The 19,562-nt window shown below is 35.9% G+C and carries 34 protein-coding genes; 1 reads left to right on the top strand and 33 read right to left on the bottom strand.

The window, feature by feature from the left end; translation table 11 throughout:
* Window positions 1-62: 62 nt before the first annotated feature.
* From AC59HC_RS04980 to AC59HC_RS04960, 5 genes are all read right to left on the bottom strand, one after another.
* Window positions 63-851, bottom strand: coding sequence for a sensor histidine kinase (locus AC59HC_RS04980; protein WP_496558095.1), 789 nt, complete (start codon window positions 849-851; stop codon window positions 63-65).
* On the bottom strand, window positions 848-1,483 hold the full coding sequence (locus AC59HC_RS04975) for a hypothetical protein (protein WP_496558094.1): 636 nt from the start codon (window positions 1,481-1,483) through the stop codon (window positions 848-850). The genes AC59HC_RS04980 and AC59HC_RS04975 overlap by 4 nt, the downstream gene beginning before the upstream one ends.
* Before the next feature lies 1 nt (window position 1,484).
* A complete protein-coding gene (locus tag AC59HC_RS04970; protein ID WP_343643418.1) occupies window positions 1,485-2,276 on the bottom strand; it encodes a hypothetical protein in 792 nt (263 codons plus the stop codon).
* A 6-nt stretch (window positions 2,277-2,282) separates the two neighbouring features.
* The gene (locus AC59HC_RS04965) at window positions 2,283-2,915 is read right to left on the bottom strand and encodes a response regulator transcription factor (RefSeq protein ID WP_496558093.1); all 633 of its coding nucleotides are present in this window, start codon (window positions 2,913-2,915) and stop codon (window positions 2,283-2,285) included.
* A 202-nt stretch (window positions 2,916-3,117) separates the two neighbouring features.
* Window positions 3,118-4,977, bottom strand: a complete 1,860-nt coding sequence (locus AC59HC_RS04960) for a glycoside hydrolase family 35 protein (protein WP_496558092.1) — start codon at window positions 4,975-4,977, stop codon at window positions 3,118-3,120.
* Between the two features lie 66 nt (window positions 4,978-5,043).
* Here AC59HC_RS04960 and AC59HC_RS04955 point away from each other — a divergent pair, with 66 nt between their 5' ends.
* Window positions 5,044-5,478: a hypothetical protein gene (locus AC59HC_RS04955; protein WP_343643421.1), complete on the top strand. Its 435-nt coding sequence runs from the start codon at window positions 5,044-5,046 to the stop codon at window positions 5,476-5,478.
* A 104-nt stretch (window positions 5,479-5,582) separates the two neighbouring features.
* Here AC59HC_RS04955 and rplQ read toward each other — a convergent pair whose 3' ends face one another.
* From rplQ to rplC, 28 genes are all read right to left on the bottom strand, one after another.
* Entirely contained in the window at window positions 5,583-6,101 is a 519-nt protein-coding gene (gene rplQ, locus AC59HC_RS04950) for a 50S ribosomal protein L17 (RefSeq protein WP_110008555.1), read from the bottom strand.
* A gap of 6 nt (window positions 6,102-6,107) precedes the next feature.
* Window positions 6,108-7,103: a DNA-directed RNA polymerase subunit alpha gene (locus AC59HC_RS04945; protein WP_047376582.1), complete on the bottom strand. Its 996-nt coding sequence runs from the start codon at window positions 7,101-7,103 to the stop codon at window positions 6,108-6,110.
* Window positions 7,104-7,136: 33 nt separating this feature from the next.
* Complete coding sequence (gene rpsD, locus AC59HC_RS04940; protein ID WP_110008554.1) at window positions 7,137-7,745, bottom strand: 30S ribosomal protein S4; 609 nt, start codon at window positions 7,743-7,745, stop codon at window positions 7,137-7,139.
* Between the two features lie 19 nt (window positions 7,746-7,764).
* On the bottom strand, window positions 7,765-8,154 hold the full coding sequence (gene rpsK / locus AC59HC_RS04935) for a 30S ribosomal protein S11 (RefSeq protein WP_002983263.1): 390 nt from the start codon (window positions 8,152-8,154) through the stop codon (window positions 7,765-7,767).
* 12 nt (window positions 8,155-8,166) lie between these two features.
* A complete protein-coding gene (gene rpsM / locus AC59HC_RS04930; RefSeq protein ID WP_002983260.1) occupies window positions 8,167-8,544 on the bottom strand; it encodes a 30S ribosomal protein S13 in 378 nt (125 codons plus the stop codon).
* A gap of 9 nt (window positions 8,545-8,553) precedes the next feature.
* Complete coding sequence (rpmJ, locus tag AC59HC_RS04925; RefSeq protein WP_007839480.1) at window positions 8,554-8,670, bottom strand: 50S ribosomal protein L36; 117 nt, start codon at window positions 8,668-8,670, stop codon at window positions 8,554-8,556.
* Between the two features lie 62 nt (window positions 8,671-8,732).
* On the bottom strand, window positions 8,733-8,948 hold the full coding sequence (gene infA, locus AC59HC_RS04920; protein WP_002983257.1) for a translation initiation factor IF-1: 216 nt from the start codon (window positions 8,946-8,948) through the stop codon (window positions 8,733-8,735).
* A gap of 3 nt (window positions 8,949-8,951) precedes the next feature.
* Window positions 8,952-10,331 (bottom strand): preprotein translocase subunit SecY, encoded by a 1,380-nt coding sequence (secY, locus tag AC59HC_RS04915; RefSeq protein ID WP_002983253.1) that lies wholly within the window; start codon window positions 10,329-10,331, stop codon window positions 8,952-8,954.
* Between the two features lie 9 nt (window positions 10,332-10,340).
* Window positions 10,341-10,790, bottom strand: coding sequence for a 50S ribosomal protein L15 (gene rplO / locus AC59HC_RS04910; RefSeq protein WP_110008553.1), 450 nt, complete (start codon window positions 10,788-10,790; stop codon window positions 10,341-10,343).
* Between the two features lie 21 nt (window positions 10,791-10,811).
* Complete coding sequence (rpmD, locus tag AC59HC_RS04905) at window positions 10,812-10,988, bottom strand: 50S ribosomal protein L30 (protein WP_029297759.1); 177 nt, start codon at window positions 10,986-10,988, stop codon at window positions 10,812-10,814.
* Between the two features lie 11 nt (window positions 10,989-10,999).
* Entirely contained in the window at window positions 11,000-11,521 is a 522-nt protein-coding gene (gene rpsE, locus AC59HC_RS04900; RefSeq protein ID WP_002983245.1) for a 30S ribosomal protein S5, read from the bottom strand.
* Between the two features lie 19 nt (window positions 11,522-11,540).
* Window positions 11,541-11,894 (bottom strand): 50S ribosomal protein L18, encoded by a 354-nt coding sequence (rplR, locus tag AC59HC_RS04895; RefSeq protein ID WP_002983242.1) that lies wholly within the window; start codon window positions 11,892-11,894, stop codon window positions 11,541-11,543.
* Window positions 11,895-11,909: 15 nt separating this feature from the next.
* Window positions 11,910-12,455 (bottom strand): 50S ribosomal protein L6, encoded by a 546-nt coding sequence (gene rplF, locus AC59HC_RS04890; RefSeq protein ID WP_110008552.1) that lies wholly within the window; start codon window positions 12,453-12,455, stop codon window positions 11,910-11,912.
* A gap of 17 nt (window positions 12,456-12,472) precedes the next feature.
* Entirely contained in the window at window positions 12,473-12,871 is a 399-nt protein-coding gene (gene rpsH / locus AC59HC_RS04885; protein WP_002983236.1) for a 30S ribosomal protein S8, read from the bottom strand.
* Window positions 12,872-13,017: 146 nt separating this feature from the next.
* The gene (gene rpsN / locus AC59HC_RS04880; protein WP_002983233.1) at window positions 13,018-13,287 is read right to left on the bottom strand and encodes a 30S ribosomal protein S14; all 270 of its coding nucleotides are present in this window, start codon (window positions 13,285-13,287) and stop codon (window positions 13,018-13,020) included.
* Between the two features lie 3 nt (window positions 13,288-13,290).
* Window positions 13,291-13,842 carry a 50S ribosomal protein L5 gene (gene rplE / locus AC59HC_RS04875; RefSeq protein WP_034694682.1) on the bottom strand — a complete coding sequence of 184 codons (552 nt, stop codon included), beginning with the start codon at window positions 13,840-13,842 and terminating at the stop codon, window positions 13,291-13,293.
* 11 nt (window positions 13,843-13,853) lie between these two features.
* Window positions 13,854-14,180 carry a 50S ribosomal protein L24 gene (gene rplX / locus AC59HC_RS04870; RefSeq protein WP_047427597.1) on the bottom strand — a complete coding sequence of 109 codons (327 nt, stop codon included), beginning with the start codon at window positions 14,178-14,180 and terminating at the stop codon, window positions 13,854-13,856.
* Between the two features lie 21 nt (window positions 14,181-14,201).
* Complete coding sequence (rplN, locus tag AC59HC_RS04865) at window positions 14,202-14,570, bottom strand: 50S ribosomal protein L14 (protein ID WP_002983226.1); 369 nt, start codon at window positions 14,568-14,570, stop codon at window positions 14,202-14,204.
* Window positions 14,571-14,572: 2 nt separating this feature from the next.
* Window positions 14,573-14,827: a 30S ribosomal protein S17 gene (gene rpsQ, locus AC59HC_RS04860; RefSeq protein WP_027371715.1), complete on the bottom strand. Its 255-nt coding sequence runs from the start codon at window positions 14,825-14,827 to the stop codon at window positions 14,573-14,575.
* Between the two features lie 12 nt (window positions 14,828-14,839).
* The gene (rpmC, locus tag AC59HC_RS04855) at window positions 14,840-15,025 is read right to left on the bottom strand and encodes a 50S ribosomal protein L29 (protein WP_034694678.1); all 186 of its coding nucleotides are present in this window, start codon (window positions 15,023-15,025) and stop codon (window positions 14,840-14,842) included.
* 12 nt (window positions 15,026-15,037) lie between these two features.
* Window positions 15,038-15,463, bottom strand: coding sequence for a 50S ribosomal protein L16 (gene rplP / locus AC59HC_RS04850; protein ID WP_076596996.1), 426 nt, complete (start codon window positions 15,461-15,463; stop codon window positions 15,038-15,040).
* Window positions 15,464-15,560: 97 nt separating this feature from the next.
* A complete protein-coding gene (rpsC, locus tag AC59HC_RS04845; RefSeq protein WP_034694675.1) occupies window positions 15,561-16,310 on the bottom strand; it encodes a 30S ribosomal protein S3 in 750 nt (249 codons plus the stop codon).
* Between the two features lie 7 nt (window positions 16,311-16,317).
* Window positions 16,318-16,716, bottom strand: coding sequence for a 50S ribosomal protein L22 (gene rplV / locus AC59HC_RS04840; RefSeq protein WP_002983214.1), 399 nt, complete (start codon window positions 16,714-16,716; stop codon window positions 16,318-16,320).
* 2 nt (window positions 16,717-16,718) lie between these two features.
* Window positions 16,719-16,997, bottom strand: coding sequence for a 30S ribosomal protein S19 (gene rpsS / locus AC59HC_RS04835; protein WP_002983209.1), 279 nt, complete (start codon window positions 16,995-16,997; stop codon window positions 16,719-16,721).
* A 2-nt stretch (window positions 16,998-16,999) separates the two neighbouring features.
* Window positions 17,000-17,821, bottom strand: coding sequence for a 50S ribosomal protein L2 (rplB, locus tag AC59HC_RS04830; protein WP_027381305.1), 822 nt, complete (start codon window positions 17,819-17,821; stop codon window positions 17,000-17,002).
* Between the two features lie 22 nt (window positions 17,822-17,843).
* Window positions 17,844-18,134 (bottom strand): 50S ribosomal protein L23, encoded by a 291-nt coding sequence (gene rplW / locus AC59HC_RS04825; RefSeq protein WP_002983204.1) that lies wholly within the window; start codon window positions 18,132-18,134, stop codon window positions 17,844-17,846.
* 3 nt (window positions 18,135-18,137) lie between these two features.
* Window positions 18,138-18,767 (bottom strand): 50S ribosomal protein L4, encoded by a 630-nt coding sequence (gene rplD, locus AC59HC_RS04820; protein ID WP_034694672.1) that lies wholly within the window; start codon window positions 18,765-18,767, stop codon window positions 18,138-18,140.
* Window positions 18,758-19,384 (bottom strand): 50S ribosomal protein L3, encoded by a 627-nt coding sequence (gene rplC, locus AC59HC_RS04815; protein WP_002983195.1) that lies wholly within the window; start codon window positions 19,382-19,384, stop codon window positions 18,758-18,760. Before rplC ends, rplD begins: the two co-directional genes overlap by 10 nt.
* Window positions 19,385-19,562: the final 178 nt, after the last annotated feature.

The raw sequence follows: 19,562 nt of genomic DNA, 5'->3' as shown, positions 1-19,562 counted from the left end.
TTGATTTTATGTATCAAATTTCCCTCTAAAAAACGGACCAGTCAATTACACAAAAGGGTAATTTATAATTTTATTTTGAAGACCAGACAGGTTCCGGGATTTCCGGAAATGATTGTACAATCGCCGGATAATTCGTTCATTCTTCGTTTCATATTTCTAAGACCGTTCCCTTCTTTATGGCCGTCGGAAATTCCCTTTCCGTTATCAGAGATTTTCATAGAAAAGTTATTTTCTTCCTGCGAAAATGAAAGTTTCAGGCTGTTGGCACGGCTGTGTTTATAAACGTTATTAACGGCTTCTTTCAGACAAAGAAAGAGATTACGCCTCATTTCTGTGGAAATCGGTGTTTCTGCTATGATATTTTCATATTCTGAATACACGATTATTTTTGTTTTCTTCAAAAAGTTTCCGGTATAAAGGACAGCATAATCGATAAAGCTCCCCAATGTGTCATTTCCTGAGTTCAGGCTCCACAGCATTTCTCTCATGGAAATATTCATTTCTTCGGAGGTTTTCAGAAGCTCATCGATGTCGTTTAACAGATCATCATCTTCCGCTTTCTGTTTCAGAAATTCTGCCTGAAGCTTCAATGCAGAAATTCCGGCTCCAAGATCATCATGCATATCGTGGGAGATACGTTCCCGCTCCTGTTCCAGCACCTTTTGTTTTTCCAGTTCTTTTTGAAGAAGCTGGTTTTGGTGCTCAGATTCTTTAAGCTGCTGCTGCTGAATAAAAAAAAGCTGTCTTTTGTTATACAGAACAACTATTAAAACAATAAAGATGACAAAAGTTATTAATAAAATAACCGCAATAATATAAGCCAATCTTATTGTATCCGGCAGTTGCTTCATATTGTGTTTTTATTTTCAAATTTCCTTAAAGCAATATAGAACATTCCATACATAATGATATTTACACAATACTGCATCACTTTCAGAATTTGCAGAAGCCCCGGATCATTATCCCGAAGAAAAAACATGGGTATGGATCTGAAAATAAAGAAAATACTCCAAAAAAGTAAACCACAGGAAACCCAGAAATGCGGATCGTCCAGAATTTTTATTTCGTCAAAATTTTTCAGCCTTATAAAAAACCAAACCAGCACATTAATGATGAAATAAAAGCATACTAATATTCCTAATGTATTTTCATAGTTATCACTATAAAACTTTATAAACAGAATAATATACGCAAGTATGGCCATCAGAACATACCGGGAAAATACAATGATTTTTTTGGGGAAAATTTTAGCATAGTAGATGCCAAAAAAAATAATCAAAAAAATGCTGTAGTAATTAAACAGATAAGCAAAGTCAAATTCTTTATTGAATATTTTATAATGGCCATACAGCTCCAGACAAAGCGAAAGAAATAAAAATATCGCAAAATAGTTTTGGCTGGAAAGACCTTTCTTCCCAGCTAAAACTATGGACTTTACAGTAGCCGCCAGGAGTACTGCGATGTATATTATCTGGATTACCATTTTACGGATATAATGAACCCATATCGTAATATCCTTCGTCTGTACTAAAAACCAGTGTCATTTGTTTTTCATGGGTTTCAAAATGTCTTTTATATTGGTCTTCGCGAAATTTATCGCCAAGATTATTTTCAAAAACGACTTTCTTCACATCACTGATCTCGCAAAGATTAATGATAAATGTCTCACTATCATCTTTTGACAGGGTATCTATCAGATCAACGATATGATAACTGATATAAAATGTATTATTTCGTCCTAAATAATTAGTCAATACCTGATGTCCGTTCTTAAGATAAAAATCATTAAGTGCTTTTACATTCTCATCGGAGATTTTCAGATCCTTAAGTGAAAGATCCTGATTGGCATTGATGATAAGATAATTATGCTCATCAATGGTATTTTTCCCCTCTGTTTGCAAAGAGGCCACCATGTAGATCATCTTGTTTTCAGAATAAGGTGTAAGTCGTAATCTGGAATCCCGGGGATCTATCTGTACGAAAGTAAATGTTAAATAGGTCGCCTTAATATCTTTCATAATCTCACAAATATCTTTCAGGAGAGAATGTTTTACAGCATAAATACCCCCAAGATTAAAATTCACCTCCCGATTTTGCATAAAAGGCAAAACGCCCTTTTTAGCACTGTCAATAAAACTTTCTGCCAGAATGTGGCTAATGGGCCTCATTTCCGACACATCTTCAACCAGCTGTTCAAGTTTATTACCGATAGGGCCTTCTCTGTAAGCTAAATTGTCATCAAGGACTACCTGACTTGTTGCATTTGAATTTTCCATAATTTCTTAGTTTTTTGATTGGTTAAATTTATTGACTGCCTCCACTTTGTTGTTGACGTGGAGTTTTCTGTAAATATTTCCTACGTGCTTCTTGACGGTGTCAATACTGATGAATTTTTTATCCGCAATCTCTTTGTAAAGAAGCCCCAGTGAAAGAAGTTCTAGAATTTCTTTTTCGCGTTCCGTAAGTTCATCAAAGCCTTTTATTTCCGGAAGCTTTTTTTCGAAATGATTCAATACTCTTCTGGCAATGGAAAAGCTCATAGGAGCACCTCCCTGATATACGTCCCGTATTGAAGAAAGAATCTTATCCATACTTTCACCTTTTACAAGATATCCCATAGCACCAGCCTTTAAAGAATTAAAGATCTTTTCATCATCATCAAAGCTGGTACACATAATAAATTGGGTATCGGGAATTTCTTTTCGCAGTTTTTCTATGATTTCGATTCCGAGCATATCCTGTAACTGGATATCCATCATCACAACATCAGGAGAGATATCTGGCAGGTTCGTTATGGCATCATTGCCGTCAAAGAACTGGGCAACCACTTTCATATCCTTCTGATAATTGATGACCTTCTTCAACGCATTGTTGTAGTTTTTTTCGTCTTCTACTATGGCTATGGAAATGCTCATGACTTTGTTTGTTTGAAGCAAATTTCAACAGAAAACAATTTGAAATCAATTACACCTTTGTGTAATATTACTGTTTGAGTTTGAAGTTATGGCTTAGTGTTTTAGCTGTATTAAATTTAATCAATTTTTCACTTCAAAAACAATATTATCATAAATATTTCATAATAAATTAAAATAAAAAATTATAAATACATATTTAAAATCAATTATTTTTCACAATCTGATCAAGGATAGGATGATCAATACTGCTTATTGTATGATGGGACTTAATCTGTTCAAAGATCTGAATCCTGTTTTTGCCTTTTTTCAGCCATACTCCGGGAATGTAAAGTGTTTGCTGAGGACCTGCAGTACTCCAGTATCTTCCTGCATTTTTCCCGTTAATAAAAACAATACCTTTTCCAAAATTTCTCATATCAAGAAAAGTATCACCGGTTTCTTCAAGCACAAATTCTGCCTCCTGAATAACAGGTGAATGATCTGCAATTTCTTTATTTTTAAAGTGATGTTTTGGAAAAGTATCAAAAGGAAGAGGAAGCATTTCCCAGTTCCCGGAAACTTCAGCGCCATTAATTTTTACGGGGCTGATAATTCCTTTTAAATTATGAACAATCTCTGCTCCGTAATTGATTCTTCCCATATTTTCAACAAGAATTTCCAGCCGGTCTCCGGATTTTATTTCAATAGCAAGATCATACTTTTTATATACTCTGTTCAATTCACCTTTCCATTGGCCATTGATGTAAATATTCGCATAATCACGGAGTCCTTTTATTTCCAATATCCCTTTATGGTCTTTGTCAAACTTTCTTCTGTAAAGAACATATCCGTTTCCGATGTTCAAATCTTCAAACGTCAGTGGCTGGTCATTAATAACAGGTTTCTGATGATCGGTAAGATCAAACAGAGAATTTACTTTTGAAAATTTTATCCGGGGAATGGTGATGACTTTTACTGGTTTTGGAACATCCGGAAGCTTACTTTTATTGAGGGATTGAAAAATTTCTCTCAACGCATTATATTTAGGGGTTGCCCATCCTGCTTCACTGATGGGAGCATCATAATCATAGCTCGTAAGATCCGGCTGGATATCATGATCCTTATCGTAATTGGCACCACTGGTAAATCCAAAGTTGGTTCCGCCATGAATCATATAATAATTAAAAGAAATATCATTTTCTATATAGAGCTTTGTTTGCTTCACCACTTCTTCTGTGGAGACCTTAACGAATGGTTCTGCCCAATGATCGAGCCATCCGGGATAATATTCTGCAACCATATAAGGACCTTTTCCACCATTATACTCATTGATGCTTTTCTTTAAAACAGCAATATCACCTTCTCCGTTTGCGGTAGGTAAAGCACCTTCAATAGATCCTCCTTTAAAAAGTGAACTGCCGTCTGAGGTAAATAAAGGTACCGAGATTCCGCTTTTCAACAGCACATCTTTAATCTTATGACTGTATTCCCTGTGTTCTTCCAACGGAATATCTTTTCGCTGGGCAACGTAAGATCCAAATTCATTCTCTGCCTGTACCATAATAACCGGGCCGCCATTATTAATCTGCAGAGGTACGATCTGCTTTGCCAGCTGACTGATATATTTACGGCATTCCTCTAAGAAAGCTTTGTTGTCTCTTCTTATTTCAAGGTCTTTATTTTTCTGCAGCCACCACGGATATCCTCCGAATTCCCACTCTGCACAAACATAAGGCCCCGGACGAATGATAACGTATAAGCCAACTTCCTGTGCCGTTTTGATGAACTTCTGCAAATCTTTTTCACCTGAAAAATTCCATTTTCCCGGGGCTTCTTCATGATAATTCCAAAAAACGTAGGTCGTAACGGTATTCAGTCCCATTGCTTTCATCATCTCCAGACGATGCTTCCAATACTCCGACGGAACTCTGGGATAATGCATTTCTCCTGAATACACGGTAAATGATTTTCCGTTCAGGAAGAAATGTCCATCTTTAATTTCAAAATTTCCTTTCTGTGAAAACACAGTATTTAAGGAGAAAAATAAAAGAATAATGCTTAAATAACGTTTAAAATTTCTCATATTGTAAGGCATGATTTTTGTAAAATTTAAAATATAAAAATCAATTGAATATCAAATAATATAATCATGAAAAAAAGTCTTTTAGCACTAGGTGCTGTATTGGCACTGGCAGTAGTCAGCTGTAAAAAAAGTGAAAGCGGAAACAAAAGCGTTATCAAAACAGACAGTTCAGAAACTGTAGTTACAGACAACAACGGAAAGATAGATTCGTTAACACAAAGTTCTTCTACTGTAAACATCAACGGTCAAAAAACAGAAAAAACAGATTTTGTGTATAAAGCTACTGACGGAACACTGGTGAAAGTAGTATTTAAAAACGATCCTAAAGAAAGTACGGTAGCTATTACCAGCAACAAGAAAACGTTTACCTTGCCTAAATCGGAAACCAAAGGAGATGAAACGATTTACAAAAAAGATGATATGACTGCAAGGGTAAAAGGAGACAGCCTTCACCTTGAACAGGGTAATAATATTATTGAGCTGAAAAGAACAAAGATTTAAAATAAAAAATTGTCCTTCCATATTGAGGGACATTTTATTTGATAAGTATTACATAAAAAAACCATCCGGATTCCGGATGGTTTTTTTATATATCTGAATGAATATTATTCTTCAGTTTTTTCCTCAGTAGTATCAGCTTTAGCTTCTTCTACTTTCTCTTCAACTGCAGGAGCATCAGCAACTACTGCTTCAGCTTTTTTAGCAGTTGTTGATCTTCTGCTTCTTCTTGTAGCTTTTTTCTCTTCAGCATTAGGGTTGTAAAGCTCGTTGAAATCAACTAATTCGATAAGAGCAGTGTCAGCAGCATCACCTGGTCTGAATCCTGTCTTGATGATTCTTGTATAACCACCGTTTCTTTCAGCGATTTTAGGAGCTACAGTTCTGAATAATTCAGCAACCGCAAATTTATTTTGAAGGTAAGAGAATACTACTCTTCTATTGTGTGTAGTATCTTCTTTTGCTTTTGTTAATAGAGGCTCAACATATACTCTTAAAGCTTTAGCTTTAGCTACAGTAGTGTTGATTCTTTTATGCTCAATTAGAGAACAAGCCATATTAGAAAGTAAAGCACTTCTGTGAGAAGCTGTTCTTCCTAAGTGATTGAATTTTTTACCGTGTCTCATTATTAATTATTTATCAGCGTCTAACTTATATTTTGCAACGTCGAAACCGAAGTTAAGACCTTTTGAATGCACTAATTCTTCTAGTTCTGTCAAAGATTTTTTACCAAAATTTCTGAATTTCATCAAATCAGACTTACTGTAAGAAACCAGTTCTCCAAGAGTTTCTACTTCAGCCGCTTTCAGACAGTTAAGGGCTCTTACAGAAAGATCCATATCTGCTAATTTAGACTTAAGAAGTTGTCTTGTGTGAAGAGTTTCTTCATCGTACTGGATAGATGCTTTTACAGCTTCAGTTTCAAGCGTAATTCTCTCATCGGAGAATAGCATGAAGTGATAAATTAATATCTTAGAAGCTTCAGTTAAAGCATTCTGAGGGCTGATAGACCCGTCAGTTTCTATATCTAATACAAGTTTTTCGTAGTCTGTTTTTTGCTCTACACGATAATTTTCAATGCTGTATTGTACTTTCTTGATCGGCGTAAAAATAGAGTCAATAGCAATAGTTCCTACTGGAGCATTGTTTGATTTATTTTGTTCAGAAGGAACATACCCTCTACCTTTTTCAATATTGAAAGTAATTTCGAAAGTTACATCACTGTTTAGGTTGCAGATCACCAAATCCGGGTTTAAAACCTCAAATCCGTTGATAGACTTTCCTAAATCACCAGCAGTAATAACCGTTTGACCTGAAACTTTAGCAACAACCTGCTCGTTAGCCTGGCCTTCTGCTGCAGCTTTTAATCTTACCTGCTTAAGGTTAAGAATAATTTCGGTAACGTCTTCGATTACTCCTGGAATAGTTGAAAATTCGTGCTCTACACCTTCTATTTTGATAGATGAAATAGCGTATCCTTCCAGAGAAGAAAGCAACACTCTTCTCAAAGCATTACCGATTGTAAGCCCGAAACCTGGTTCTAAAGGTCTGAATTCAAATTGACCTTTAAATTCATCAGAGTTAAGTAAAATTACTTTATCGGGTTTTATGAATTGTAAAATTGCCATATTATTGGGTTGAGCAAAAATTTGATTAAAAAATTATTTAGAGTAAAGTTCGACGATAAGGTTTTCCTTAATGTCCTCCGGAATCTGGATTCTTTCAGGAGCAGAAACGAAAGTTCCTTCTTTCTTCTCATCGTTGAATTGTAACCACTCATAGTTTGACTTAGAAGCCAATGCATTGGTAACAACTTCAAGAGACTTAGACTTTTCTCTTACAGCGATTACATCACCAGCTTTTACCAAGTAAGAAGGGATATTAAGAATCTCTCCGTTCACAGTGATGTGTCTGTGAGAAACCAATTGTCTAGCTCCAGATCTTGTTTTAGCAAAACCTAATCTGTATACTACGTTATCCAATCTTGATTCACAAAGTTGTAATAGAACTTCCCCTGTTACACCTTTACTTCTGTGTGCTTTGTCAAATAGGTTAGCAAACTGTCTTTCTAAAATACCGTAAGTATATTTAGCTTTTTGTTTTTCAGCTAACTGAATTGCATATTCTGATTTTTTAGCACCTCTTCTTTTGTTAGGACCGTGTTGTCCTGGCGGTTGGTTCTTTCTTTTTTCGAAGTTTTTATCATCTCCGTAGATTGCAGCACCAAACTTTCTAGCAATCTTAGTTTTAGGTCCAATATATCTTGCCATAATGGGTAAATTCTAAAAATTAAACTCTTCTTCTTTTTGGTGGTCTACATCCATTGTGTGGCATAGGAGTCACATCAATGATTTCGCTAACTTCAATTCCTGAATTGTGGATAGATCTGATAGCAGATTCTCTACCTGCACCTGGACCTTTCACAAACACCTTTACTCTTCTTAAACCAGCTTCGTGAGCTACAGCAGAGCAATTTTCAGCTGCCATCTGAGCAGCAAATGGAGTATTCTTTTTAGAACCTCTGAAACCCATTTTACCGGCAGAAGCCCAAGAGATAACCTCTCCGTTTTTATTTGTTAAAGAAATGATGATGTTATTGAAAGAAGCCTGAATATGAGCTTCACCAATAGCTTCAACTTTTACTTTTCTTTTCTTAACTACTTTAGTTTGTTTTGCCATAATTCCTAACGATTATTTACTAGCTTTTTTCTTGTTAGCAACAGTTTTTCTCTTCCCTTTACGTGTTCTAGAGTTGTTTTTCGTTCTCTGGCCTCTTAAAGGTAATCCAAGTCTGTGACGTATTCCTCGTTGGCATCCTATGTCCATCAATCTCTTGATGTTCAATTGCACTTCAGATCTCAATTCTCCTTCTACTTTTACGTTTTCAGAGATATATGTTCTGATTGCAGCCAATTCATCGTCATTCCATTCGTTGACTTTCTTGTCTTCGCTGATACCGGCAGCTTTAAGGATTTCAGAAGAAGTACTTCTTCCTACTCCATAGATGTAAGTTAAACCGATAACACCTCTTTTGTTTTTTGGTAAATCAATACCTGCAATTCTCGCCATAATTTAATGTTAACCTTGTCTTTGTTTAAATTTTGGGTTCTTCTTGTTGATTACGAATAGTACACCTTTTCTGCGTACGATTTTGCAATCAGCGCTTCTTTTTTTAATTGATGCTCTTACTTTCATTTTGATAGTATTTATTTTTTACAAATGCCAAATGGAATGTGTATTCCATTTGGCTAATTGTTTTAATATCTAAATGTGATCCTCCCTTTTGTTAAATCATAGGGAGACATTTCTAGTTTTACCTTATCTCCAGGTAAAAGTTTAATATAATGCATTCTCATTTTGCCGGAGATATGAGCAATAAGGATATGCCCATTTTCCAGCTCTACACGGAACATGGCGTTAGAAAGTGCTTCCACGATCACGCCATCTTGTTCAATATGTTTTTGTTTTGCCATAAATTAATATCCAGTCGTTCTTGATAATTTAGACTGCATTAAGCCATCATAATGATGGTTCAGCAGATAAGTATTAATCTGTTGAACTGTATCTAAAATTACACCCACCATAATTAATAATGATGTTCCCCCGAAAAATAGGGCAAACGCATCTGTCTGAACAAAGCTTCCATGCACAATTGCTGGAAGGACTGCAAAGATAGATAAAAAAATTGCACCTGGCAAGGTAATTTTTGATAAAATATCATCTAAATAATCAGCGGTCTCTTTACCGGGTCTTACTTTCGGTACTAAACCTCCATTTCTCTTCAAGTCATCAGCCATCTGGTTTACCGGAATTGTAATCGCAGTATAGAAAAATGAGAAGATAATAATTAATAGCGCAAACAATACGTTGTACTGCCAGCTAAAAACATTCTTGAAACCTGCAAGAAAAGTGTTAGACTCATCGAATTTTGTTAATAATCCTGGTACGAACATCAATGCCTGGGCAAAGATAATCGGCATTACACCAGCAGCATTTACTTTCAATGGAATCCATTGTCTTGCTCCCTGCATAAGATTTCTGTTTACACCTCCTCTTGCTTGAGCTCTGCTTACATACTGAATTGGAATTTTTCTAACAGCTACTGATAAGATTACTGCTAAAAGAACTACCAACATCCAGAATAATACTTCAATAAGGATCATGATAGATCCCATTCCTCCTTTTCCGTTCTGCACGGCCATCTCCTGTACGAATGCCTCAGGTAATCTTGAAAGGATCCCCACCATAATAAGGATAGAGATACCATTTCCGATTCCTTTATCGGTAATCTTTTCACCCAGCCACATTGCGAATACTGAACCGGCAACCAAAATAACAATACTTGGCAACCAGAACATGATTGAATTTGGCTCTACATAGTATGCAGACTGGAACTGAGCATATGGTAAGAATAATTGAGTAATAGAAGTTAAGTAAGAAGGTGCCTGTACCAGACAAACTCCAATTGTTAACCATCTTGTAATTTGGTTCAATGTATTTCTACCTGACTCTCCATCTTTCTGAAGCTTCTGAAGATAAGGAATAGCCATCCCCATCAACTGAACAATAATAGAAGCAGAAATATAAGGCATGATTCCCAACGCCATTACGGAAGCGTGGCTGAAAGCTCCCCCCGTAAACGACGAAAGCAAGCCAAGGAGACCTGCTCCTTGCTTGTTACCGCCTTGATTTTTATAATGCTCTAAGAGATCTCCCACCTCTGCAAGGTTAATTGCAGGAAGCGAGATATAAGATGCGAATCTATACACAAGGATAATCCCTAAAGTGAAGAGAATTTTATCTCTAAGTTCTTTAAGACTCCAAATATTTTTAAGTGTTTGTATAAATTCTTTCATTAGTAAGTATTATAAGGTAATTGCTTTTCCACCTGCTTTAGCAATAAGCTCTTCAGCAGATTTAGTGAATTTGTCAGCAGAGATTGAAACCGCAGATTTCAATTCTCCTCTACCCATAATTTTCACTAATTCGTTTTTAGAAATTATTCCGTTTGCTACTAAAACTTCTTTCGTGATATCTCCGGTGATGGATTTGTTCTCGATTAAAGTCTGGATAGTATCAAGGTTAACTCCTCTAAACTCTTTTCTGTTTACGTTTTTGAATCCGAATTTAGGTAATCTTCTTTGTAAAGGCATCTGTCCACCTTCGAAACCGATTTTTTGAGAATAACCAGCTCTCGCTTTCTGACCTTTGTGTCCTTTTGTTGAAGTACCTCCTTTTCCACTACCTTGACCTCTACCAATTCTCTTTGAGTTGAAAGTAGATCCTGCAGCAGGTTTTATGTTATTTAAATTCATTTTAATTTCTCTTTTATAAAATTATTTTTGAACTTCAAGTAAGTGGCTTACTGCAGCGATCATTCCTAAGATAGAAGGAGTAGCTTCGTGTTCTACAACTTGGTGAAGTTTTTTTAATCCTAATGCTTCAAGCGTTCTCTTTTGGGTTTTTGTTCTACCAATAGCGCTTCTTACTTGCTTTACTTTAATTGTTGCCATTGTTTTAATTATTAACCGTTAAACACTTTACTTAGAGAAATTCCTCTCATTCTAGCGATCTCTTCAGGTCTTCTGATGTCTAATAACGCTTTGAAAGTAGCTTTCACTACGTTGTGAGGGTTAGAAGATCCTTTAGATTTTGAAAGGATATCGTGAATACCAGCAGATTCCAATACCGCTCTTACCGCACCTCCGGCGATCAATCCTGTACCGTGAGAAGCAGGTCTTAGGAAGATATCTGCACCACCGTATCTAGCAGTAGTTTGGTGAGGGATAGTATGGTTCATTACAGGAACTTTCACAAGGTTTTTCTTAGCGTCTTCAACTGCTTTAGCAATTGCAGAAGCAACCTCTTTAGATTTTCCTAAACCGAAACCGATAACACCTTCTTCGTTACCTACTACAACAATAGCAGAAAATCCGAAAGCTCTACCTCCTTTTGTTACTTTTGTTACTCTGTTAACAGCTACGAGACGATCTTTTAATTCTAATCCTCCCGGTTTTACTCTTTCTATATTATCTAGTCCTAACATATTTTCCGAAATTTAATGATTAGAATTTAAGTCCTCCTTCTCTTGCACCATCAGCAAGAGCTTTTACTCTACCGTGGTATACGAATCCGTTTCTGTCAAATACAATACTTTCGATTCCTGCAGCGATAGCTTTAGCAGCGATAGCTTTACCAACAGCAGCAGAAACTTCAGTCTTAGTCCCTTTAGCGTCTACACCTTTCTCTCTTGAAGAAGCTGAAACTAAAGTTTTACCATTTTTATCGTCGATTAACTGAGCGTAAATTTCCTTATTACTTTTGTATACAGATAATCTTGGCAATTCAGAAGATCCAGAGATTTTCCCTCTTACTCTTCTTTTGATTCTTATTCTTTTTTCTAATTTACTTAATGCCATAATACTTATAATTTATTAAGCAGATTTACCAGCTTTACGTCTAACAATTTCTCCTACGAATCTTACACCTTTTCCTTTGTATGGCTCAGGCTTTCTGAAAGAACGGATCTTTGCAGCTACCATTCCTAGAAGTTGGTTGTCGTGAGACGTTAAAGTAATAATTGGGTTTTTACCTTTTTCAGTCAATGTATCCACTTTTACTTCACTTGGAAGTTCTAATACGATACCGTGAGAGAATCCTAAAGCCAACTCAAGTTTTTGACCTGCGTGTGAAGCTCTATATCCTACCCCTACTAGTTCAAGTTTCTTTTCGAAACCTGCACTTACACCAACAATCATGTTGTTGATTAACGCTCTGTATAAACCGTGAAGCGCTTTGTGTTGTTTAGAATCAGATGGTCTGTTTACGTTAAGTTCACCATCTTTTTGTTCTATAGTAATTCCTGCAGTAAGCTCCTGAGAAAGTTCTCCTTTAGCTCCTTTTACAGTTACTACACCGTTGTTTTCAGTGATTGTAACTCCTGCTGGAATTGTTATAATTGCTTTACCAATTCTTGACATTTTCCTCTGATTAAAAATTAATAAACATAGCAGATTACTTCACCGCCTACTTTCTCTTCTCTAGCTTTCTTGTCAGTCATTACTCCTTTAGAAGTAGAGATGATAGAAATACCCAAACCGTTTAGTACTCTTGGAAGCTCGGCTGAACCTTTGTACTGTCTCAAACCTGGTCTAGAAGCTCTTTGAATAGACTTGATAGCCGGTTTGTTAGTTTGCTTATCATACTTTAAAGCGATTTTGATCACTCCTTGAACAGCGTTATCTTCAAACTTGTAGTTTAAGATATACCCTTGATCAAATAAGATCTTAGTAATCTCCTTTTTGATTTTCGATGCAGGAATTTCCACCACTTTGTGGCCTGCGCTTTGTGCGTTCCTTACTCTTGTTAGGAAATCTGAAATTGGATCTGTTACCATTTTTCTTTTATAAATTATTGGTTAAAGAACAATCAGTTTTGCAAAGACTTGAAGAGTAAAATATCAGACTTCAGAAATCTTCGGTCTGATATTTTTATCTTTAGTATCTGAACAACTTAATTGTCCCGATTTTTAATTAGTAATAATTACCAACTAGCTTTTCTTACACCTGGGATAAGACCGTTGTTTGCCATTTCTCTGAAAGTTACTCTGGAAATACCGAACGTTCTCATGTATCCTCTTGGTCTACCTGTTAGTTTACATCTGTTGTGTAATCTTACAGGAGAAGCATTTTTAGGCAATTTTTGAAGTCCTTCGTAATCACCAGCTTCTTTAAGAGCTTGTCTTTTAGCAGCGTATTTAGCAACTAGTGCTTCTCTTTTGCGCTCACGCGCTTTCATTGATTCTTTAGCCATTTCTTAGTTCTTTTTAAATGGTAAACCGAAGTGAGTTAATAATGCTTTAGCTTCTTTATCTGTTTTCGCAGTAGTAACGAAAGTGATATCCATCCCCTGGATTTTTTTCACTTTGTCAATTACGATTTCAGGGAAGATAATCTGCTCAGTAATACCTAAGTTGTAGTTACCTCTACCATCGAAACCATCAGCTTTGATACCAGAGAAATCTCTGATACGTGGTAAAGCAGAAGCAGTAAGTCTGTCTAAGAATTCATACATCTGGTTTCCTCTTAAAGTAACTTTTGCACCTACAGGCATACCTTTTCTCAATTTGAAAGCAGCTTCGTCTTTCTTAGAGATTGTACCAACAGCTTTTTGACCTGTGATATTTGTAAGCTCTTCTACAGCATAATCAATGATTTTTTTGTCTGCAGTAGCATCACCTAAACCTTGTGATACAACGATTTTCTCTAATTTAGGTACTTGCATTACTGACTTATACCCGAATTCTTCCATCATTGCAGGAACAATTGTCTCTTTATATGCTTTTTTGGGTCTTGCTATATATTCCATGTTAATTCAAATTATAAAGTTTCACCCGTTTTTTTGTTAATTCTTACTTTCTTATCTCCTTCGATTTTGTAACCGATTTTGATAGCTTTTCCGTCTTTACCAACTAAAGCTACGTTTGAGATATGAATAGAAGCTTCCTTCTCAGTAATTCCTCCTTGAGGATTAGAAGCTGAAGGCTTAACGTGTTTTTTAACGATGTTAAGTCCTGCAACGATTACTCTTGGGTCTCTACCTTCTTTCTTGATCACTTCAATAACTTCACCAGTCTTACCTTTGATATCTTTCTTACCAGTAGTAATGATTACGTTATCTCCTCTTTTTATTTTTAACTTTGACATTTCTTTTAAAAATTTTTAAAATTAAAGTACTTCAGGAGCTAATGAAATGATTTTCATATATTCTTTGTCTCTCAACTCACGAGCAACTGGTCCGAAAACACGCGTTCCTCTCATTTCTCCCGCTGCGTTTAGTAATACACAAGCATTGTCGTCGAATTTGATGTATGAACCATCTTTTCTTCTTACTGCTTTTTTAGTTCTTACTACTACAGCTTTAGATACCTGACCTTTTTTAGCGTTTCCAGATGGCGTAGAATCCTTGATCGTAACAACGATTTTATCACCAACTGAAGCATATCTTCTTCTGGTTCCTCCCAGAACTCTGATCACTAGTACTTCTTTAGCACCTGTGTTATCAGCAACTTTTAATCTTGATTCTGTTTGTAACATTATTACTTAGCTTTTTCAATGATTCTTACTAATCTCCATCTCTTGCTCTTGCTCAAAGGTCTAGTTTCCTGGATCAAAACTGTATCACCTTCTGTGCATTCGTTGTTCTCGTCGTGTGCAGTATATTTTTTCGTTTTCAAAACGAATTTACCGTACATCGGGTGCTTTACTCTTGTAGTTTCACTAACAACAATAGTTTTTTCCATTTTATTGCTGGAAACCACTCCGATTCTTTCTTTTCTTAAATTTCTATCCATTGTAAAATGAAATTATTGTTTGTTAGTTAACTCAGTGTTTAGTCTTGCGATTGTTTTTCTCAAATCTCTGATTTGAATCGGGTTTTCAATTGGGCTGATTGCATGAGCCAATTTCAATTTAGAATATTGAGCTTTTGCTTCAGTTAATTGAGCTTGAATATCACCCGCGCTTAAATTTTTAATATCAGCATTTTTCATTGTATTCAAAGATTATAGAGGTTTAACAAAATCGTTAGCAACGATGAATTTAGTAACTACTGGTAATTTTTGTGCAGCAAGTCTTAAAGCTTCCTTAGCGATATCGTAAGGTACACCTCCAACTTCGAACATAATTTTACCTGGTTTTACTACAGCTACCCAATATTCAACAGCACCCTTACCTTTACCCATACGTACTTCCGCTGGTTTCTTAGTAATTGGCTTATCTGGGAAGATTTTGATCCATAGTTGACCTTCTCTCTTCATATATCTTGTCGCAGCGATACGAGCCGCTTCAATCTGTCTTGCAGTGATCCAAGCTCCTTCCGTTGCTTTGATCCCAAAAGTTCCGTAAGCAAGTTGACTACCTCTCTGGGCATTCCCCTTCATCTTCATCTTATGAACTCTACGGAATTTGGTTCTTTTTGGTTGTAACATAATTTCTAAATTTTAGATTTTAGATTTTAGATTTTAGATTTTTTTTATTTTAAAAAAGTAACGGTAATTTAAAATTCAAAATTTCTAATCTAAAATTTTAATTATTATTGTTATTGTTGTTGTTTTTTCTAGGTCTTCTGTTGTCTCTGTCTCCTCCTCTGTTTCCTCTGTCTGACTGACCTCCTTTTTTCTGTTGTCCCACTAGTGGAGAAAGTTCTCTTTTACCGTAAACTTCACCCTTCATGATCCAAACTTTTACCCCTAGTCTACCGTAAGTAGTGTGAGCTTCTGCCCAGTGGTAATCAATATCAGCTCTGAAAGTTGACAATGGAATTCTTCCTTCTTTGAAAGATTCTGATCTTGCCATTTCAGCTCCGTTTAATCTACCAGAGATTTGAACTTTGATACCTTCAGCACCCATTCTCATAGTACTTGCCATTGCCATTTTAACAGCTCTTCTGTAAGAAATTCTGTTTTCAATTTGCTTAGAAATACTATCAGCAACTAGTACAGCATCTAATTCAGGTCTTTTGATTTCGAAAATGTTGATTTGAATATCCTTACCAGTCAATTTCTTCAACTCTTCTTTCAATTTATCAACTTCCTGACCTCCTTTACCGATGATAAGTCCCGGTCTAGCAGTAGTAATAGTTACTGTAACTAATTTTAAAGTTCTTTCAATATAAATTTTTGAAATACCACCTTTAGATAATCTAGCTTCAAGGTATCTTCTGATTTTGTAGTCTTCAGCGATTCTGTCTCCATAATCGTTTCCACCAAACCAGTTAGAATCCCATCCTCTGATGATACCTAATCTGTTACCAATTGGATTTGTCTTCTGTCCCATACCTTGATTAATTTTCTTTGTTACCTAAGATTAATGTAACGTGGTTAGATCTTTTTCTGATTCTATACCCTCTACCTTGTGGAGCTGGTCTTAGTCTCTTCAATTGTCTTGCACTATCCACAAATATTTCTTTAACGATAAGGTTTGCTTCCTCGATGTCAGCACCTTCGTTTTTCACTTGCCAGTTAGCCATAGCAGAAAGAAGTAATTTCTCTAACTTGTTAGAAGCATCCTTCTTAGAATATTTTAGGATATAAAGTGCTTTGTCTACCTGCTCTCCTCTAATGATATCAGCAACTAATCTCATTTTTCTTGGAGAAGACGGGCAATTATTTAATGAAGCTTTTACAACGTCTTTGTTAGCTTCTTTTCTTGCGATTGAACTATCTTGTTTTCTTGATCCCATGATTATCTGCTTCCTTTGTTTTTGTTACCACCATGACCTCTGAAAGATCTTGTTGGAGAAAATTCGCCTAACTTGTGACCAACCATGTTTTCTGTAACGTAAACAGGGATAAAAGATTTCCCGTTGTGTACAGCAATAGTTTGTCCTACGAAGTCCGGAGAGATCATAGATGCTCTAGACCAAGTTTTGATAACTGTCTTCTTACCAGACTCTATATTTGCCTGAACCTTCTTATCTAAAGTATGATGAATGAACGGTCCTTTTTTAAGTGATCTTGCCATAATTATTTTCTTTTAGATACGATGTAACGGTTAGACACTTTGTTTTTCTTTCTAGTTTTGTAACCTTTAGCCGGTTTACCGTTTCTAGATCTTGGGTGACCTCCTGAAGAACGTCCTTCACCACCACCCATTGGGTGATCTACTGGGTTCATTACAACCGCTCTTGTTCTTGGTCTTCTACCTAACCATCTGCTTCTACCAGCCTTACCTGATACAGTTAATTGGTGATCTGAGTTGGAAACAGAACCAATCATTGCCATACATTCAGTAAGGATCATTCTTGATTCTCCTGAAGGTAACTTGATGATTGCATATTTACCATCTCTTGAAGTTAATTGAGCTGAAGAACCAGCACTTCTTGCTAAAATTGCACCTTGTCCAGGCTTCATTTCAACACAAGAGATTACAGTACCCAATGGAATATTTTTCAATTTCATTGCGTTACCTACGTTTGGTTCAACGCTTTCTCCTGATACTACTTTCTGATCAACTTTGATACCGTTTGGAGCGATGATATATCTCTTCTCTCCGTCTGCGTACTCTAATAAAGCGATAAATGCAGTTCTGTTTGGATCGTATTCTACAGATTTTACAGTAGCTTCAACGTTTGCTTTGTTTCTTTTGAAGTCAATAATTCTGTATTTCTTTTTGTGTCCACCTCCGGTGTAACGCATGGTCATTTTACCTGTTTGGTTACGTCCACCTGACTTTTTAATACCAACTGTTAGAGATTTCTCTGGTTTGTTGGTAGTAATTTCCTCAAAATTGTTTACAATTCTGAATCTCTGTCCCGGGGTGATAGGTTTTAATTTTCTAACAGACATTACTATTATTTATAATTAATAATTAATTTACAGCAAAAATATCGATAACCTCACCTTCAGCAAGTTTGATTACCGCTTTTTTCAATTTATTTGTCTTTCCTACTTGAAGACCTTTTTTAGTGTATTTTGAAGAAACCTTCGGAGCATAAATCATTGTGTTAACGTCTGCTACTTTTACACCGTAAGCCGCTTCAACAGCTTTTTTGATCTCGATTTTATTCGCCTTAGGATTCACTAAGAAAGAATAAGAACCTCTTAAATCTGTAAGGTAATTAGCCTTTTCTGAAATAACTGGTTTAATAATAACTGACATGATTTATTTCTTTAAATTTTCCTGGAATTTTTCAACTGCACCTTCGAAGAAAATGATCTCACCAGCGTTTACTAAATCGTAAGAACTGATCTCGTTGAAGTTCATTACTTTAGTTTTAGGTAAGTTTCTTGAAGATAAATACACATTCTTGTTAGCTTCAGGAAGAACGAATAAAGATTTTTTACCGTTAAGTTCCAATGCATTTAATACATTGATGAAATCTTTAGTCTTAGGAGCGTCAAAGCTCACATCTTCTAAAACTTTAATGCTGTTGTCTCTCATTTTTTGAGATAAAACAGATTTCTTAGCCAATCTCTTAAGAGCTTTGTTCAATTTGAATCTGTAGTCTCTTGGTTTTGGTCCGAATACTCTACCTCCACCTCTGAATACTGGAGATTTGATATCACCGTATCTAGCAGATCCTGATCCTTTTTGCTTCTTAAGCTTTTTAGTAGAAGCAGTAATTTCGCTTCTTTCTTTTGCTTTATGAGTACCTTGTCTTTGAGCAGCAAGATACTGTTTAACTTCTAAGTAAACCGCGTGCTGATTTGGCTCAATTCCGAATACTGTTTCGTCTAGAGTTACTTTTCTTCCGGTCTCTTTTCCTGATGTATTTAATACTACTAGTTCCATTTTCTGATAATTACATAAGAATTTTTAGCTCCCGGAACAGCACCTTTTACTACTAAAAGATTTTGTTCTTGATCAACTTTTAACACTTGAAGGTTTTGAACAGTTACCTGCTTACCTCCCATTCTTCCAGCCATTCTCATCCCTTTGAATACTCTTGAAGGGTCTGAACCAGCACCGATAGAACCTGGAGCTCTAAGTCTGTTGTGCTGACCATGAGTTGCCTGCATTACACCTCCAAATCCGTGTCTCTTAACAACACCCTGGAAGCCTTTACCTTTTGAAGTTCCTGTTACGTCAACATATTCACCTTCAGCGAATAAATCAACTTTTACTTCTTCTCCTACTTTTACTTCATCAACGAATTCTCTGTAGAATTCTACTAATTTAGCTTTAGGAGCAGAACCAGCCTTTTTAAAATGACCAGCTAACGCTTTACCAACGTTCTTCTCACTCTTGTCATCGAAACCTAACTGAACAGCTTTATAACCGTCTTTTTCTAAGGTTCTGACCTGTAAAACCGAGCATGGACCAGCTTGGATAACTGTACAAGGAATGTTTTTTCCTTCTTCGTTAAACAAAGATGTCATACCGATTTTTTTACCAATAATACCTGACATTGTTTATATTATAATAAAATTTATCCTTTATTTATCCCCATTTTTCGGAAGTCTGAAGTAATTTCTACTTTTGATATAGGCATACTACGCCCCTAAAATGAGTGTGCAAATTTATGAATAATTTTGTAACTGACAAATATTTCGACTAAAATATTTTGATTTTTAATCATTTAGCAGT

Source organism: Chryseobacterium sp. DZ-32 (assembly GCF_059587025.1).
Note: the sequence above shows the minus strand (reverse complement) of the source record. Positions and strands in the feature narration are given on the sequence as shown.